At 66.0% G+C, this 17,642-nt stretch carries 13 protein-coding genes and 1 pseudogene; 10 read left to right on the forward strand and 4 right to left on the reverse strand.

What is annotated here, in order from left to right:
* The 9 genes and pseudogenes from mycP to OCT49_RS26850 all read left to right on the forward strand — a co-directional run.
* Positions 1-1,287: a type VII secretion-associated serine protease mycosin gene (mycP, locus tag OCT49_RS26810; RefSeq protein WP_283854361.1), complete on the forward strand. Its 1,287-nt coding sequence runs from the start codon at positions 1-3 to the stop codon at positions 1,285-1,287.
* A gap of 173 nt (positions 1,288-1,460) precedes the next feature.
* Positions 1,461-1,928: a DUF2563 family protein gene (locus OCT49_RS26815; protein WP_283855958.1), complete on the forward strand. Its 468-nt coding sequence runs from the start codon at positions 1,461-1,463 to the stop codon at positions 1,926-1,928.
* Entirely contained in the window at positions 1,921-3,543 is a 1,623-nt protein-coding gene (locus OCT49_RS26820) for a hypothetical protein (RefSeq protein WP_349632807.1), read from the forward strand. Before OCT49_RS26815 ends, OCT49_RS26820 begins: the two co-directional genes overlap by 8 nt.
* Before the next feature lie 66 nt (positions 3,544-3,609).
* Positions 3,610-4,875 carry a S8 family serine peptidase gene (locus tag OCT49_RS26825; protein WP_283854362.1) on the forward strand — a complete coding sequence of 422 codons (1,266 nt, stop codon included), beginning with the start codon at positions 3,610-3,612 and terminating at the stop codon, positions 4,873-4,875.
* A 93-nt stretch (positions 4,876-4,968) separates the two neighbouring features.
* Positions 4,969-5,328, forward strand: coding sequence for a WXG100 family type VII secretion target (locus tag OCT49_RS26830; protein WP_283854363.1), 360 nt, complete (start codon positions 4,969-4,971; stop codon positions 5,326-5,328).
* Positions 5,329-5,508: 180 nt separating this feature from the next.
* Entirely contained in the window at positions 5,509-5,811 is a 303-nt protein-coding gene (locus OCT49_RS26835; RefSeq protein ID WP_283854364.1) for a WXG100 family type VII secretion target, read from the forward strand.
* A gap of 253 nt (positions 5,812-6,064) precedes the next feature.
* The gene (locus OCT49_RS26840; RefSeq protein ID WP_283855959.1) at positions 6,065-6,904 is read left to right on the forward strand and encodes a helix-turn-helix domain-containing protein; all 840 of its coding nucleotides are present in this window, start codon (positions 6,065-6,067) and stop codon (positions 6,902-6,904) included.
* An 11-nt stretch (positions 6,905-6,915) separates the two neighbouring features.
* The gene (locus OCT49_RS26845) at positions 6,916-7,119 is read left to right on the forward strand and encodes a DUF397 domain-containing protein (RefSeq protein ID WP_283854365.1); all 204 of its coding nucleotides are present in this window, start codon (positions 6,916-6,918) and stop codon (positions 7,117-7,119) included.
* A 111-nt stretch (positions 7,120-7,230) separates the two neighbouring features.
* A pseudogene (locus OCT49_RS26850) lies at positions 7,231-7,713 on the forward strand (transposase); the annotation flags it as partial.
* Between the two features lie 526 nt (positions 7,714-8,239).
* On the opposite strand, the gene OCT49_RS26855 reads toward OCT49_RS26850, so the two are convergent.
* The 4 genes from OCT49_RS26855 to eccCa all read right to left on the reverse strand — a co-directional run bounded on the left by OCT49_RS26855 (position 8,240) and on the right by eccCa (position 15,797).
* Positions 8,240-8,860: a hypothetical protein gene (locus OCT49_RS26855; RefSeq protein WP_283854366.1), complete on the reverse strand. Its 621-nt coding sequence runs from the start codon at positions 8,858-8,860 to the stop codon at positions 8,240-8,242.
* Positions 8,860-11,172: a DUF6571 family protein gene (locus OCT49_RS26860; RefSeq protein WP_283854367.1), complete on the reverse strand. Its 2,313-nt coding sequence runs from the start codon at positions 11,170-11,172 to the stop codon at positions 8,860-8,862. Before OCT49_RS26860 ends, OCT49_RS26855 begins: the two co-directional genes overlap by 1 nt.
* Positions 11,172-11,642, reverse strand: a complete 471-nt coding sequence (locus OCT49_RS26865; RefSeq protein ID WP_283854368.1) for a hypothetical protein — start codon at positions 11,640-11,642, stop codon at positions 11,172-11,174. The genes OCT49_RS26860 and OCT49_RS26865 overlap by 1 nt, the downstream gene beginning before the upstream one ends.
* Positions 11,643-11,822: 180 nt before the next feature.
* Positions 11,823-15,797, reverse strand: coding sequence for a type VII secretion protein EccCa (gene eccCa / locus OCT49_RS26870; RefSeq protein ID WP_283854369.1), 3,975 nt, complete (start codon positions 15,795-15,797; stop codon positions 11,823-11,825).
* 233 nt (positions 15,798-16,030) lie between these two features.
* On the opposite strand from eccCa, the gene eccD reads away from it, so the two are divergent.
* Entirely contained in the window at positions 16,031-17,533 is a 1,503-nt protein-coding gene (gene eccD / locus OCT49_RS26875) for a type VII secretion integral membrane protein EccD (RefSeq protein ID WP_283854370.1), read from the forward strand.
* Positions 17,534-17,642 lie beyond the last annotated feature (109 nt).

Consider the following 17,642-nt stretch of genomic DNA (forward strand, 5'->3'; position numbering starts at 1 on the left):
ATGAAGACGCAGCTCTCCTCCCCGTACCGGCGTTGGCCGACGGCCGCAGCCGCCACCGCCGTCCTCCTCGTCACACTGCCCGTCCCGCCCGCCGCCGCGGACGGCTCGGCACAGTGCGGCTTCCCCTCGGAGAAGTACGCGGGCCGCCCCTGGTCGCTGCAACGCGTCCTGCTGGACGAGCTGTGGAAGCAGTCCACCGGCAAGGGGGTGCGGGTGGCCGTCATCGACACCGGCGTGGACATCAAGAACCCCCAGCTCAAGGACGCCGTGGACACCAGGAGCGGCCGCAATTTCCTGAAGAAGGACCTCAAGGACGACAACGGCAACAAGATCGCGCGCGGCAAGGAGAACGGCACCAGCGACTCGGTCGGCCACGGCACCAAGGTCGCCGGAATCATCGCCGCGCGAGAAGCGAAGGGCACCGGCTTCACCGGCCTGGCCCCGGACGCGACGATCATCCCGATCCAGCAGAACGACGCCGAGGGCAACGGAACGGCCGAAACCCTGGCCACCGCCATCCACTACGCGGCCGGCGCCGCCCGCGCGGACATCATCAACATCTCCCAGGACACGGCCGACGCGGTGAAACCCGCGGACTCCCTGAGACAGGCCGTGGACGCCGCCCTGGCCAAGGGCGTCGTGATCGTCGCCTCCGCGGGCAACGACGGACTGGACGGCAACGTCAAGGAGACCTACCCGGCCTCGTACCCCGGCGTCCTGGCCGTGGCCGCGTCGGACCGCAACAACGAACGGGCGGCCTTCTCCCAGTCCAGCGAGTCCGTGGGCGTGGCCGCCCCCGGCGTGGACATGATCTCGACGGTCCCCGACGGCGGACACTGCTCCGACAACGGCACCAGCTTCTCGGCCCCCTACGTCGCGGGAGTAGCCGCCCTCATCAAGGCCAAGCACCCGGACTGGACGGGAAAGCAGATCGTCGCCCAGATCCAGCAGACGGCGGAACGCTCGATCGCCGGCCGCGACCGCCTGGTGGGCTGGGGCGTCGTGGACCCGGTACGGGCCCTGACCGAGGACGACAAACCCATCGAACAGCCGGTGGCGAACGAGGGCATGAGCCGGGGCGAGGCACCGACACCGGCCGAATTCCAGCTGGGCGAAACGGCGGACGAACGCAACGCCCGCCTGGCCACCTACGTGGTGGTGGGCGGCGCGGTACTGGTCGCCGCGATCGCGGGCACCGCCGTGGCCGTACGCGATGCCCGACGACGGTCCGCACGCCGGGTCGGAGCGGCCGGTGTGGCGGGTGCGGGCGGCTCGGACAATTCCTGACCTGGAGTCAGGCGCAAATTGATCGGTGCAACTCGCGGAGAAAAGAAGAGAGTTGGTCCTGTCATAGCCAGTGGTTAGAGTTCGTGGCATGGCGTCAGATCCGTTCACGAAGGTGCGATAGCAACGAGTGGCGGTCTGAGCAAACGGGGCAACGGGGTAACGGGGAGGGCGGGATCGTGACCGGTCCAGGTGACCTCCGGCGCGGTGTCGGCGCGCTGGAAAAATTCAGGGGGCGGGTCAACACGCTCCTTGCGGAACTCGAGGGCTCGGCGGGCGGCAGGACGAAGATCGCGGCACAGACGGTGTCGCGCGCCGCCCTGAGTGGCCAGAACACCTGCTTTGCGGAAGCAGACGGCTTGTACGCGCAGTACAACCGCGTCCACGACGCGCTCGTCTCGCTCTCCAAGTCGCTCGGCGATCAGATCGAGTACCTGAGCCTGGGCGTGCACGCGGCGGCGGTCGGCTTCGACAACGTGGACGACGACACGCGGCGCCGGTTCTACGAGATCCAGGTGCGCCTGGACAAGGAGCGGGAGGCGCAGGCGAAGACGGGGGCGGAGAGGGATGGCAAGGTCGAGCAGCCGCGTTCCGACGGCAAGGTCGGCTCCGCCTACGACGACCTGGAGATGACTGATGAGTGACACCAGGCAACCGGAACTGCCCTCGAAGGAACAGCGGGCACAGGACCAGCAACACATCCAGGGCCAGTTGATCGCCACTGACATCAACCGGCAGGCCCAGAACATCATGGAGGCTTTCAGCCCCGGGCGTTCGGGCCCCTCGGGACGTACCTCGTTCGAGGGACACGAGCTCAACGCGATGATCGACCTGATCGAGAGCTCCGATCCCGAGCACCTCGAAGAAGCCGGCACGGCGCTCCTGAAGGCAAGGACGGCCATCAAGAGCGCCGCGAAGGAACTGGGCGACTTCATCAAGGGCGTCGACTGGGAGGGCGAGTCCGGAACCGCCTTCCGCGACTGGGGCAACGGCCTGGTCGCCCACGCGATGAAGCTGGGAGATTTCGCCGAGGCGGCAGGAACCCAGATCACGGTCGCGGGCACGGGCCTCGCATCGGTACGCAAATCCCTGCCCCCGCGCGACAGCCGCCTGGTGCGAAAGAGCGTCGAGGAGATCGAGACCCCGAAGCGGATCGACGGCAACCCGGAATACGCCGAGGCGGTGAAGGTCGAGAAGGACCGCCAGGAGGCCATCAACCAGGCGAACAGGCTGGCTTCGTACTACGCGGTCTCGGCGGAGACGCTGGCGGCGCAGGAGCCGCCGCGATTCGAGAAGAAGCTCGATGTTGCGATGCCGAGGCCAAGGGGTCGGAGGCGTGGGCAAGATGATGCAGGGACCTCACCGCAGGCAGGTGTCGACGCTTTGAGGGAAGGCGTGACATCCAGCAGTCTGGAGTACGCCCCTGCAGGTAGCTCGGTCAGTGTCGGTGCTCCTGACGGTCAAGCTCCCGCTGGGATATTCGGCACTGTACCCGTGCCGGACAAAAGCACCTCGACAGAGATCGACAGTGTGACCGTGCCGAAAGCTCCTGTGGTAGTTCCCGACACGGCCCCTGCACCGCTGACCATAAACCCTACGGCCCCGAGTACAGGCCCGGCTCTGCCCATAGCGGATAGCTTCGTGAACCCTGTGGCAGATAGTTCGCGACGATCTCCGACGTCAACTGGCTTGCCCAGAACAATTGGGCATCCCGGAAACAGTGGTCCTGCGAACAGCAGACCTGTGGCGAATGGGCGCACCGGAACTCCGGTCGGGCGTCCACCCATGCTGGGGGGTGGCCCGACTGCAAGCACGCCCGAACGTCCTGGTGGGAACGGAAGTCAGTCACCTTTTGTTGGTCGGCCCGGCGTGATCGGAGGCGGATCTGCAGCAGGTACCCCCAGACCTCCTGGTCCGCCTGTTGGTCGGGCAAGCGGCATCGTGGGCGGAACCCCGCAGCGCACCCCTTCGGGTGCAGGCGTGTCTGGAAAGACTCGTGGTGTTCCACGAGGTGCGGTTATCGGAGTCGGCGAAACGAACAGAGCACCTCGTCCCAGCGGGAGTGGCGCTCCCAGCTCGAACGGTGTCGTGGGTACACCCCGCAGGGGCGCTCCAGGAGCAGGCTCGGGCGCAAAGGGCTTCACCACCGGAGGTGAAGGCCTTGTGCGAGAGCCTGCAGGCCGACGGGATTTCGAGGGCGAGGACCAGAGCGCCGGTATCTCGCGTCCTGACCACCTGACGGAGAACCGGGATGCATAGGGGCCGGACGGCGCGAAGTCGCACCGCTGGTGATCGAGTAGGTACAGGGAAGGCTCGGAAGTCAGGATGACAGCGGAGATGAGTCAGACCCGGAAGCGTCGCGCGCCTTTCGGAGTCTCAGGTTGCCTGCTTGGCACAATGGTTGCAGCCGCTGCCTGGAGCGGGGGGTTCTCAGGTTTCGCTCCCCCCGCGGCCGCTGCAGACGTGCAGTCGAAGCAGTGGTACCTCAGCGCCATGCGTGCGGAGGAGATGTGGAAGGTTGCCACGGGCGAAGGCATCAAGGTCGTTGTTATCGACTCCGGTGTCAACCCATCGACGCCATCCTTGCAGGGGCAGGTTCTGAAAGGGCTTGACGCCACAGGAGCTGACGGCGATGAGTACGACGACTATGACGGGCATGGCACGACCATGGCTGAGCTGATTGCGGGGACGGGTAAGGGCGGAGGACTGCAAGGCCTTGCTCCAGGCGCGAAGATCGTCCCTATGCGAATCACTGATACAGAGTTCCAAAATACGCATTCAGTGAACGCTAATGATACTGCGGATGCGATTCGTGCCGCAGCGGACAGTGATGCGCAGATCATCAGTATGTCGTTCGGCAGTGATTTCCCGGGAAGGGAAGAGCGAGCAGCAGTAACGTACGCGCAAAGTAAAGGGAAACTTTTCTTCGCGGCCGTTGGCAATGAAGCCAAGAAGGGAAACAAGGAAGAGTACCCTGCCGCGTATCCAGAAGTTGTTGGTGTTGCCGCAACCGATCGAACGGGTAAGGTGTCTGATACTTCCCAGCACGGCAATTTTGTGGATATTGCCGCACCCGGGAATGATGTGCCGTTCTGGTGCGACCAGAAGTTTGAGCGGTATTGCCAGGGAAATGGTGGAACAAGTGCAGCTACCGCCATCACATCCGCCGCAGCCGCCCTGATCTGGTCCGCCCACCCCGAATGGACGGCCAACCAAGTCCTCAATGTCCTCTTCGACACGGCTGGGCGAGGAGACTGGAAAAAGGGCACCCTCAGCAATTACCTCGGCCACGGCATCATCCGACCGGCCGTCAACCTCCTCAGGGGCAAGGGTGACCCCGGCGACCCCGACATCAGTCCCCTCACCAAGGAGCGGACGTCCGGGGTCCCGGGCTCCTCCGCATCGGCCTCGTCGCAGCCGGAGAAGAGTGAGAAGAACGAGAAGGCCGGCGACACCGCCATGGCGGGTTCCACTGCCGGTGCCGAGAAGGGCGACGACAGCCGACTCGGGCTGATCCTCGGCGGAGTGGCGGCGGTCGTCGTGCTGGGCGGCGGGGCCTTCGTCCTCGTCCGCAGGCGCCGCGCCGTCTGACCGGCCGCAGGCCCTTCACCCGTACTACTTGCCGGCGAGTGAGCCGGACCGGACGACCGAGCAAGACCACCAGACCAGAAAGGAAGCCGAAACATGGCTGATCAGAAGCTCTCGGATGCCGCTCTCCTCAAGCTGGAGGGCGAGCTCTCCACGCGGTTCGACTCCGTGAAGGGGCAGTTGAAGACGCTTCAGGCGACGATCGACAGCCTGGAGGGCGCTTGGAAGGGCATCGGTGCCGGTGCCTTCAACACCAAGCAGGAAGAGGTCAACCGGAAGATGGTCAGCATCGCCCACCGGCTCCTCAACTTCCAGGAGGCCATCAAGGCGGCGCGCACCATTTCGGGCAACACCGAGGACGAGGTCCGGCAGGCCCTGCAAGGCGTCGACGTCGTCGGCGGTTACTCGGGCGACGCGACCGCCGAGGCCAGGACCTCGAACCTCAACAAGTTCTGACCCGGTCACGCCCACACCACGTACAACCTCTGCACCACACATAGTGCCCGCACCACAGACAGCACCTGGACCGCACACGGCGTCTGCATCCCGCACGACGCCCGCATCACGTACGACACCTGAACCACGTACGACGTCTTCACGCCAAACCTGGATCACTAGATAACACGGGAGGACCGCATGTCGAGCAACCCCGACGGCACGATGGTTGTCACTTATTCGAGCCTGGATCTCGCGGCCGGCGCCATCGAGCGGCAGAGCAAGCAGCTCCAGGAGGACCTCGCGTCCATCAAGCGGATGATCACCAACGTGTCCGAGCTCTGGGTGGGCGAGGCCAAGAGCGCCTACGACGCCGCTCAGCGCGGCTGGGACAACGACGCCACGGCGATTCACAGCGCCCTGAGCGAGATCTCCCGCAAGGTGCGCGAAGCCGGTGCCGCGTACCAAGCCGGCGACAAGCGGGCGAGGGCCAACTTCGAGTAGAACTCGGCGAAAACAGCTCAGGGTGGGCACGCACGGGAGGTGCCCACCCCGAGCTGTGTCCCGTACACCGAGCCGAGCACACCACAGCGCCCCTGCCGCGAGGCAGGGGCGCTGTCGTTGCACCCTGGAGCAGAGCCAGCCCCGTCCCGGGGGCCCAGCAGGTACGGGTTGCGGGGAGAGTTTAGACGTCCCGTCGTGTGAGTGACGGATGGAACGCCAGTGTGAATGGAGGTGGGTTCGGGTGGCTCGGGTGATGCCTCCGACGCTGCGGCAGCGGCGCCTGGCAGCCGAACTGCGCAAGCTGCGAGAGCGGGCTGGTCTCACATCGACGATGGCTGCGGCGCGCGTCGGCGTACAACAGGCGAGAATGAGCATGATCGAAGCCGGGCGTTACGCGGTGAGCGCTGAGCGAGTGCGTGCCATGGCGAACAGCTACTCATGCGATGACGTCGCTCTGGTGGATGCCATGGCAGAGATGACAGGCGGCCGAGAGCGCGGCTGGTGGGACGAGTACCGCGAGCTGTTGCCTGCGGGACTGATCGAGGTGGCTGAGTGTGAGCACTGGGCGACCTCGATGCGTGTGGGGGTAGTCGTCTCCATGCCAGGACTGGTACAGACGCTGGAGCACGCGCGAGCAGTTTTCAGGCAGAGTGTTCCTCAGCTGCGACCCGATGAAATCGAGCATCGCGCTTCTTTCCGAGTCAAGCGCCAAGCGGTGCTCTTCCGGGAGGTTGCACTGCCCTACACCGCCATCGTTCATGAAGCAGCGCTGCGTATGCGCTTCGGTGGATCCGAGGTCACTCGGGCGCAGTTGCTTCACATGGCCGCGATGATGGAGCAGGACAACGTGACAGTCCGAGTGATTCCCTTTGAGCGCCAGGATTTCCCTGCTGCTGGGCAGCCGATCACCTACGTCGCGGGGCAGGTGCCACAGCTGGACACTGTTGTGCTGGATTCCGATCACGGCTGTGATTTCCTCGAAGCCGAGGCGCAGCTCGCGCGCTACAGATCAGTCCTGGACCGCATGGAGAGCTGTGCGCTCAGCCCTGCGCAAAGCCGTGACTTCGTCCATAAAATTGCGAGAAGTCTCTGAGAGGCCATTTCATGTCCGAGTACAACTGGCAGAAGTCCTCATACAGCACCGAGGGTGCGAACTGCGTCAATGTCGCCAGAGCGTCTGATGGCACGTTCCGGCTGCGAGAGAGTGACGGGCCAAACGTCATACTCACCACCAGCAGCGTCGGCCTGTCCGCGCTGCTTGCGTCGATCAAAGCTGGCTGGGTGGACATTCCTCAGCTTGGCGTTTAATCCCAGCAAGATCGTTTCTTGTCGGGGTTCGGTGTTTACCTGACAACGGGTACGGCCGCCCGTGATTCTTTGGAGTGTCGAGCTTCGAAGTGTCACAGAACGGCCGTGAGGATGAGTGTGCTGGATAGGGTCGCTCGCGTCGACCCGTTGAGTGTGTCGTCCGGGTTTCGCCGGGGCCTCTACGACTGTTTGGACATGCGGGGCGACGAGCTGTTCGAACTGGTCGATGCTCTGCTGTGCACGGATGGTCCGGTGAAGTCGCTGGTCGAGCTGACACTCGCTCCTGAGCACCGGCGCGGGCATGGGGCTTCGTACGGCGGGTTGAACTGCGGGCGGCTGGATGTGGCGCGGTTGCGCAGGACGGTGGCAGGTCTGCCGCTGTCGCGGGCGGCGGACGGGCGGATCGTTCTGGCCGTCGATGTCAGCAACTGGCTGCGGCCGGATGCTGCCACCAGTCCGGACCGGCTGTTCTGCCACACCTACGGCCGTGGCAAGGGATCGGCCCAGATGATCCCGGGCTGGCCGTATTCCTTCGTTGCGGCCCTGGAGCCCGGACGGACCTCGTGGGTTGAATCAGCTCAATCATTGCGCGTGCACTGATCCGATGAGCTCATGGCCTGCGTGTATGCCGTGATGAGGTTCTTGATCGCGTCGGCATTCGCTCTACCAGGTTCGGGTACTTGCACTACTGTGAATAGCTCGCTTCCGGGTTTTATCGGTTTCGCGCACTCCGCCTTCCCGACCGCGCCCCGCTCAGAATGGATGTACCTTCCGTCATCCGAGAAATGCTCGAGCTCTACGTAAGCTTGCCCCTGTGCGATTTCTGTGAGGCTGGGTTTGTCGCTCCACCATTCCTGGCTGACTACCAACGCGACCTTGCCATCCACCAGAACTTGACAGCGCACGACCCCGTCTGCGGGTGTCAAGGATTTCTCTGACACCTTTTTCTCGGGAGGGAGAAAGGGGGACAATAATTTGGTCGATACTGATGTGCTGCACAGGGAGTTCGGTACGCTGTACTCGCGCTCTGCCTCGTCTGAACAGCTCACGAGCGCGAGGCTCGCAAAAGCTGTGAAAGCTACAGCTCTTTCCACTCTTCTCCGGAAAATTGGACATCCCCTTAGTTCGTTTTGAAAGGGGCGGTGCAGCCGGCATCCTTGTGGGCGAATTCGACCGTACTGGTGGCCAGGTCGACCAGTTCTTGGCGATACCGGTCTTTGATTCTGTCCGGCTCCGCCGAATACCACAATAGAACAATGGTGGTGAGACTTTGCTTCTTGTCAGGGAAGCAGGGGACGGATACTGCTGCCTTGCTTTTCGACACGACTCCCCATGTGTCCGTGGCGGTATCGAACCTGTCGAAATTCTTCGGGTCCTCTGTATCGACCATTTTGCTTGCCGGTCCATTGACCCAACTCTCGAAGGTGCCACCCAGCGCCGTGTACTCGGTTCGGGTAACGAGGAATTCCGTGTCTTCCGCCCCGCCATGACAGCCGGAAAAATAGGTGGCTAGCCCCTGGTTTTGCTGTTCGATGAACGAGTAATCAGGTTTGCGTGGGGCTATTTTTCTGAGAGCGGGAATGACTTTATCCGACGAGCCGAGATTCTTGCACACCTTCCCTGCCTCGATGGTCCCGATGCCTTCGAATGGCGGGATTTCAAGTAGGTAGGCGGTGCCGACCCCCAAAGCTGTAGCCGCAGCTAGGCTTGCTGCGAGAATACGCACCTTGCTTTTGTTCATTACTTCTTCTCCTCGAGCTTCCTTGGCATCCCTTCGCCATCGAGGGAGGAACGAATGTTGGTGCTTGCGTTGTTGAACCCCTCCTCTGCTGCGGGTGCCACGGAAGCAACAATGTGCGGCGAGGGGTTCCCTGACCGCTCGCCGGCTTTCTCCGCAGCCTTCTCGACCAGCTTGTAAGTCGATTCCTTCGTTGCATCCATCTCTTGGCCGTTGCTGTAGATTACCTCCCCGGAACTATCTTTCATCATGCCTTCCGTGAATGCTCCGATGATTTCATCCGCAGCAGTCCCGGCCATGCCTCCTGTGATAATTCCTCCCGGACCGATCATCGGGGCCGTGCCGATCCCGACGCCGATGCCGACAGTGCTGCCGAGCCAGGTACTCGTGGTCTTGATCGCCTCGTTGTAATCGGTGTCCTTGGCGCCTCCCTCCATTTCTCCCTCATATGAGCGACCTGCGCCAATGGTTCCCTGGATCTCTCCGGCCACTTCGGCAGTCGATATGATTGTTTGCTTCAGATTGTCCATCTTGGAGAATTCCGGATCATTGATAAATGCGTCCGGGTTACGGAAGTGGTACTCCATCAGGTGCGTCGTATAGCTGTGCTGTCCAACATTTACCGCCGCGTATCCTTCGGGGTTTCTGCCCAGCATGTAGAGGAAGCGTGTCGTGTCGCTCTCCTTGATCGAGGCCGCAGATCCTGCGATTGGGAAGAGATTCTCCTGGCCCTCCCGGTTCGCATTCAGTGACCGGTGAATATCCGGCATATATTCTGCTGCGATCTGTCCGAGGCTGTCGGACATGTAACCGTGGTCGCTCAGAAGCTCAGGCTTTTCCGAGACGGCCTCGATCACGCTCTTCGTCAGTGCCGCCTGGTCCGCGTTGTGCGCAGGCGTAAACGCCGTAGGCATTTCGCCCGCCGGGTGGCCGGTCGTCGCCGCTTCCAGAGCCAAGGCCATGGAGTTTCGGCCAGTGACGCTTTCGTCGCCTTTGTCATTCTGGTCCTTTGGCCAGTCCCGCTCACCGAAGAGGTAGTCGAAGTTGCTGAGTTCCCTCTTCTCGTTCTTCCCGTTCTTGTCAGCGTCTTCTTCGAAGTCGTGATCCTCATCCTTCGTCACGAAGGTGTCGTTGAAGAATTCGGTGGCAGCGTCGGGATTGTTCGAAAGAGCTTTCATGAACCCGGTCATCGGGTCTGATCCGGAGTCAGAGCCGGTGCGATTGAGAAGGGGATCCGCTCCCATGCGTGCCCAGGCGCCGTGGCTCCCGTTGTCGGTGAGCTTCTTCTCGGTCTTGATCAGCTCGCTTCCATAGCTGGTGAGGAACTTGTCGTCATAGTTCCCCCAGCGCATGAGGTTGCTCATCACTTGGAAGCCCAGGGTGCCGGAGGTCTTCGAAATAGGCTGGCTGCCGAGATCTACCATCTCGCGCTTCCAGTCCATCATTCCCCGACTGTCGCTCTGGGTGGCGGTAGCCAGCGTGAGGCTCAGATTCTTTTGCAGCTCGTCGTACTGGTTGCCCCTCTCCTGCCGCAGGTCATAGGAGCCGCGGGGATCGTTCAACCCTGCCCAGAAATCCAACGTCCCCCTGGCTCCCAGCTTTTCCGCGAAGCGGGCGGTGAACAACTCGTCGCCAGCCATCTTCTTGAGTCCAGCATTCAGCTGGTCGAATTCCTTGACGGTGAGATCTTCCGGGTCCTTCTTCGCGATCGCGGACAACTGGTCGGCCTTCTTGATCGCCTCGGCCGCAGAGTCCCGGTCTTTGTACTCCGCGCCAGTGAACCCGAGGTCCGCCTGGTCCGCGAGTGCCTTGAGGGCGACTGCAGCTGTGTGATCGCTCTCGGTCGCTTTGTCGAGGATCTTCTGGATCTCGTCCCGGAGAGCGGTGACGTCACTTTGGCTGTGGTCGGGGACGGTGGTTCCCTTGGCCGCGCGGTCCGGGTGGATGATGTTCATCGTGACCGTGAACCCTCCACCGCTGGTGGTGGTGACCGTCAGGTTCTTTCCCCGCGCGCGTTCCAGGGCCTGGTCGAGCTGGCTGCGGTAGTCCTTCAGCTCGTCACGTACGTCCTTGAGGATGTTCCACAAGGACTTGGCCTGTTTGTGGGCGTCATTGAACTCGTGCACCGTCTTGCCGACGAACTCCCTGGTGACAGTGGCGTTTCCGCCTGCCCAGTTCGCCTTGTCGGCCTTGGCCTTGAGGCCTTCTCGGGCGTCCTTCTCCAGAGTGGCAAGGTTGGTCACCGTGGTTGACCAGTCACTGATGGCCTCGTCCAGCAGCCCGAACTTGGCGAAGCGCAGGGTCTCGAGATCCATCAGTTGTCCGCCTTGTTCCGCTTGCCTTTGGGTGCGTAGTCGTCGTCGAATCCCTGGTCGAGGGTGGCGATACTGCTGACACTGCTCCTTACGTATTGATCGTCTCCGTCGTGTACGTACTTGGTGAAGTCCATGTGGTTCGATATGTGCCCGCAGGCGTCGCTGAGGGACTTGAGTTGTTTGTCCCACCGATCCGCCACGTGCTGGAGGGCGCGGCCGAGTTCGAGGCCCTGAGTGGTGAGGTCGCTGGCCGCTGTCTCGCTGATGGGAACCGCGACACGGGCCTCTTTCCATAACCGGCCATGCAACTTGGAGGCCTCTTCACGGACGGCCGACAGGTCGGTGTGGTTGACCACGAGGTCGCCCTGTTTTCTTCCGCTGCCCGCAGGTCCGGCTTTGTTGAGCTGCATCTGCGTGCTGCCTCTGTCGGCTGCGTCGGCCTTCAGTTGCTCCCACTCGGCCCATGCCATGCGCGGAACCCTTCGGTGTATGCCCGGAGCACCGGGCTTCGGGAATCTCTTCTGTCCTGTGAGCGGCAGCCGCAACGGCGGCTGCGTGCCGGCGCCAGAGGCAGGAAGCGTGGGGGTGGGGATGGGCACGGCCAGTCGTTCCGACCGTAACCGTGCCCCGCCCAGCAACCCCGCCCCGCGCTACCGGTCCCCGTCCATGAGCCCCGACTGCACCAGCGGATTCCCCCGCCGTCGCGTGACGAACACCCCGCGCCCCGGGGGCATCGGGCGCGGTCGCACGTTGCCGAGGACGTCCCCCTCGGCGGGGTCGCCCGAGAGCATCAGGCCCTGCGCGCCCAACTCCATGACGCGCTGCATGAACGACTCGTACAGGGCCCGGCCGGCCCCCGCCGTGCTGCGGGCGATGATGAACCGGACCCCGACGTCACGCGAGAACGGCAGCATCTCCGTCAGCCTGGCCAGCGGGTTCCCGGCGGCCGTGGAGACCAGGTCGTAGTCGTCGATGACGACGTACACCGTCGGCCCGCTCCACCAGCTGCGTTCGCGCAGCTCCTGCGCCGTGACATCGGGCGACGGCGTGCGGCGTTCCATCAGGTTGTACAGCGCGTCCACGTGGTGCTCCATGTTGTTGGACATGGGCACGTACTCCGCAAGGTGCGTCGCGGGGGTGGCGTCCAGGAGCGTCCGCCGGTTGTCGATGACGAAGAACTTGCAGACGTTCCCGTCGTACCTCTCGCTCAGCTGCTTGATGAGCAGGCGCAGCAGGTTGGACTTGCCGGACTCGCTCTCCCCGAACACCAGGAAGAACGGGTCGCGCTCGAAGTCGAGGAAGACCGGCTCCAGGTTGTTCTCGTCGATGCCGAACGCGATGCCCCGCTCCGGATGCGCGTGGCCCGGGGGCAGCTCGCGCACCGGGAGCTCGCGGGGCAGCAGCCGGACCGCCGGGGCGGGCGCCGCGGTCCAGTGCCGGGCGACCTCCCGGTTCATGGCCGCCGTGGCCTCGGAGAGGTCGCTGTCGGAGTTGATGCCGTCGATCCGCGGTACCGCGGCCATGAAGTGCAGCTTCTCCGGCGTGAGACCACGACCGGGCACACCGGCCGGCACGTTGGCCGCCGCCCTGCGGTCCAGCTCGGAGTCCATGACGTCACCGAGCCGCAGTTCGAGCCGGTTCATCAGGTGGTCCTTGAGGTTGGCCCGGACCTCCATGGAACGCGACGCCGTGACGACCAGGTGGATGCCGTACCCGAGACCGCGCGCCGCGATGTCCACGACGGCGGCCTCCAGCCCCTCGTAGTCCGTACGGAAGCTGCCCCAGCCGTCGACGAGCAGGAAGACGTCGCCCCACGGCTGGTCCGTGACCGGGATGTCGCCGCGCGCCCGCAGCCTGCGGAAGGTGGCGATGGAGTCGATGCCCGCGCTGCGGAAGTACTCCTCGCGCCGCGCCATGATCCCGTACACCTCGGAGACCGTGCGCCGCACCCGCTCCGGATCGAGCCGGGAGGCGATCCCACCGACGTGCGGCAGCCCGGAGACCGAGGCCATGCCACCGCCGCCGAAGTCCAGCCCGTAGAACTGGACCTCCTGGGGCGTGTGGGTGAGCGCGAAGCCCGCGACGAGGGTGCGCAGCAGCGTGGACTTGCCGGACTGCGGACCACCGGTGATCTGCATGTGGCCCGCCGCCCCGGAGAAGTCCCGGTAGAGCGTGTCGCGCCGCTGCTCGTACGGCTTGTCGACCACACCGAGGGGCACGACGAGACGCCCCGCCCCCTCGAAGCCGGGCCGGGTCAGCCCGCGGCCCTCGACCGGGGCGAGCCCCGGCAGGAGCTCGTCCAGCGACGGCGGGTTGTCCAGCGGCGGGAGCCACACCTGGTGCGCGGAGGCGCCCCGGCCCTCCAGCCGGCCCACGATCACGTCGAGCACCGTGTCCGCCAGGGCGTCGTCCTCCGGGCTGCGCGCATCGGGCACACCGGCCCCGCCCGCCGGATCCGGCTGCACGTACCGCACCGGCACCGGAGCCGCCGTGAACACCACCGGCCTGCGGTCCACCGGCAGCGGCCCGGAGGGCGCGGTCGATCGGGCACCCGAGCGGTACACCCCGGAGACGTACGCGGCCTTGAAACGCACCATCTCGTCCGTGCCGTACTTCAGATAGCCGGAACCGGGCACGTTGGGCAGGTGGTAGGCGTCGGGCACGCCCAGCGCCGCCCGGGACTCGCCCGCCGAGAAGGTGCGCAGCCCGACCCGGTACGACAGATAGGTCTCCAGACCGCGCAGCCGCCCCTCCTCCAGACGCTGCGAGGCCAGCAGCAGATGGACGCCCAGCGAACGGCCGATGCGTCCGATCTGCACGAACATCTCGATGAAGTCGGGCTTGGCCGTGAGGAGTTCGCTGAACTCGTCGATGACCAGGACGAGGGAGGGGATCGGCTGCAACGGGGCGCCCGCCGCGCGCGCCTTCTCGTAGTCGTGGATGTTGGCGTAGTTGCCCGCGTCGCGCAGCATCTCCTGACGGCGGTTGAGCTCGCCGCCGATGGAGTCGCCCATCCGGTCGACCAGCGTCAGGTCGTCCGCGAGGTTGGTGATCACCGCCGCGACATGGGGCATCCGCGCCATGCCGGCGAAGGTGGCACCGCCCTTGAAGTCCGCGAGGACGAAGTTGAGCGTCTCCGAAGTGTGGGTGACGGCGAGGCCGAGCACGAGCGTGCGCAGCAGCTCGGACTTGCCGGAACCGGTGGCGCCGACGCACAGGCCGTGCGGCCCCATGCCCTCCTGCGCCGCTTCCTTCAGGTCCAGCATCACCGGGCCGCCGTCCTCGCCGACGCCGATCGGGACGCGCAGCCGCTCCGTACGGGAACGGGCCCGCCAGGTCCTGCCGACGTCGATCGAGGCCGCGTCACCGAGGTTCAGCAGATCGGTGAACTCCAGGTCGGCGAGCAGTGGTTCGTCGTCGTCCCCGCCCGAGGCCGCGCGCAGCGGCGCCAGCTGCCGGGCCAGCGCCTCGGCGGCCTCCGGGCCGAGCAGGTCGGGAAGGCCCTCGTAGACCAGCCCGTGCCCGGACTCCAGCCGCAGCGAACGGGGGTGCACCACGACGGACAGGCCGCCGCGCCCCCCGTCGATCTCACCCGGCACCAGCTCGATGACCGTGACGCCCTGGAGCCCCTCGGCCGCGGCGAGGGCCGACACCGGCGACACGGAGCGGCCGTCGAGCACGACGACGACATGGGGTCGGTCCATGAGCGGCTGGCCGTCGGGCTGGAAACGCGGCCGGCCCTCCAGCGGGCCCGCGAGCAGTTCCTCCAGCTCCGCGACATCGGTGGTGATCAGCCGACGGCTGCCGGCCCCGTCGACGAGGCCCGGCGCCTGGACGTGCGGAAGCCACTTCGCCCAGTCCCAGTGCGGGGCGGCGTCCTGCCCCGTGGCGACGGCGAGGACCAGGTCCTCGGGGGAGTGCAGGGAGGCGAGGGCGCCGACCATCGCACGGGCCGTGGAACGGACGGACTCCGCCTCGCCGCTGACGGTCAGGTGGTAGAAGGCGCGCAGCGAGACCGCCATGGGCAGGCCGTCCAGCGTGCTGTGGGCGCTCAGGAACCGCTTCATCGCCCCGGCGGTCAGCGGCTCCAGCTCGTCCACCGGCGCGGTCTCGGGAGCGATGAGCGGGGTGGCGAGTTCCTGACTGCCCAGGCCGATGCGCACCTGCGCGAAGTCGGCGTCACCGACGCGGCGTTCCCACACCCGGCTGCCCTCGGCGACGAGCGCCCACAACTGGTCCGGGGACGGGTGGAGATAGAACTGCGCGTCGCGCTGCTTGCGCGCCGTCTCCAGCACGGACCGTCTGGTTTGAGTCAGATATTTCAGGTAGTCGCGCCGTAAGTCCGCGAGTTGACCCTGGGTGCCCCGCCGGAGCCGGACGATCATCGCGATGGCCATGGCGACCGTCGACGCGATCATGATCATGCCCATGATGCGCATGATCGGGTTCGGGGTCATGAAGAAGAACACGACGGAGCCACCCATGCCGAGCATGGGCAGCAGCTGCATCAGCATCCCCTCCTGCTGACCGCGCGGCAGCTCGGGCGGGGGTTGCAACTGCACCTGCTCATCCGGAACCTCGGAGGGCAGGGCTCGCGGTGGGCGCTTGACGACGATCTGACTCACGGATCACCAATTCCCTTGCCGGAAAGAGCTGTTCGTATCGCCGCCCCCGTGGCGACGGGCCCTGTCCGAGGGAGGATCCTACTGGCGTACGGGATCACCGGAGGGCGGTAGGGTGGCGCGACGCGTGTAAGCATTCGCTAACGACGGCAAGGAAACGGCCAGTTCCGGCGAGAGCGCGGGACCGCGCACCCGGGACCGTTCCGCGGAACCACGAGGGGGAGCAACAGGTGACCATGACGGCCCGAACGGCAACCACCGGACACGGCGGGCCGGGACCCGGAGCCCCGGTCGGCAACGGAACCGGTTTCTGCCGGATCACGGTCGTCGCACCCGACGGCCGCGTCGACGTGGCACTGCCCGAGGACATCGCCGTCGCCGACCTGTACCCGGAGATCCTCCGGCTGTCGGGACAGAGCCCCGACCGGGGCGCCCCGGTCGGCTACCACCTGGTGCGCCGCGACGGCACCGTCCTCGACAGCGGCCGCACCCTGGCCGGGCAGCGGATCCTCGACGGGGAACTGCTTGCCCTGCGCCCCTTCTCCGAGTCCCTGCCGCCCGCCGTCTTCGACGACGTCTCCGACGCCGTCGCCACCGCCGTCGCCCGGGACCGCACGCTCTGGGGCGACGGCCTCACCCGCGCGGCCGGGCTCCTCGGCGGGTCGGTCCTGCTGGTCCTGCTGGGCTTCGTGCTGTGGACCTCCGACGCCCGGCACGACATGCACGGCCTGCCCGGCGTCCTCGCCGCCGTCGTCGCCCTGCTCGCCCTTGCCCTGGCCTGCGTACGCGCACGGATCTACGACGACCCGGGATCGTGCACGGCCCTGGGGATCGGCGCGCTCGCGAACGCGGCGGTCGCCGGTGCCGGACTGCTCCCGCCCGCCGCGGGCCAGGGCATCGGCAGGCTCCAGTTCCTGCTCGCCTGCGCCGCCGTACTGGTGGCGGCGGTGATCCTCATGATCGCCGCCCCCGGCGGGGACGGCGTCTTCGTCGCGTTCGTGTTCGCCCCCGCCATCGGCCTGCTGGTCACCTTCGTCGCGATCACGACCGGCATGGAGCCCGCCGAGGCCGCGGCGGTGTGCGCCCCGCTCTCCGTGGGCGTCCTCGCCTTCCTGCCCGGCCTCTCCACCCGTTTCGCCCGCCTCCCCATCGGCTTCGAACCGCCCCGCACCACCGTCGGCGACTACGGGACGTCCGAACCGGCGGCATCGGGCCCGGTCGACGCCGAGCGCATCGCCGCCCGCGCGCGGCGCGGCCACGAACTGCTCGTCGGCCTGGTCGGCGGCTGCGCCCTGGTGGCCGTGGGCGCCGCGGCCGTCCTGGGATTCTCGGACAACACCTGGGCCCGGCTGCTGGCACTCGCCACCGGGGTCGCCATGCTGATGCGCTCCCACCTGTTCCGTTACACGGCCCAGGTCGGCTGCGCCCTGGCGGCCGGCCTCGGCTCGCTCGTCCTCCTGGGCCTCGGCCTGTCCCTCGACCCCCCGGCCGACCTGCTGCGCGAGGCCGCCGCGGGAGACGGCTCCGCGCTCGGCATCCGTACGATCTGGCTCGCCGCCGCCGTCGCGGGCGGCGCCGCGCTGATCACCGCCATCGGGCTGATCGTGCCGCGCAAGGGAGTCACCCCCTTCTGGGGACGCTTCCTGGAGATCGCCGAGACGTTCGTGCTGCTGACCCTGATCCCGCTGAGCCTCGCCGTCTTCGACCTCTACCGCTCGATCCGGTCCCTCACCGGCTGATCCGCCCGGGTCACCGGCCGATCCGCCCCGGCCGACCCGCCGATCCGCCCGGGCCACCGGCCGATCGGCCCAGGCAGACCCGCCGACCGGACCGGCTCCGCGGGGCTGG

This window comes from Streptomyces sp. ML-6 (genome assembly GCF_030116705.1).
GTDB lineage: Bacteria > Actinomycetota > Actinomycetes > Streptomycetales > Streptomycetaceae > Streptomyces.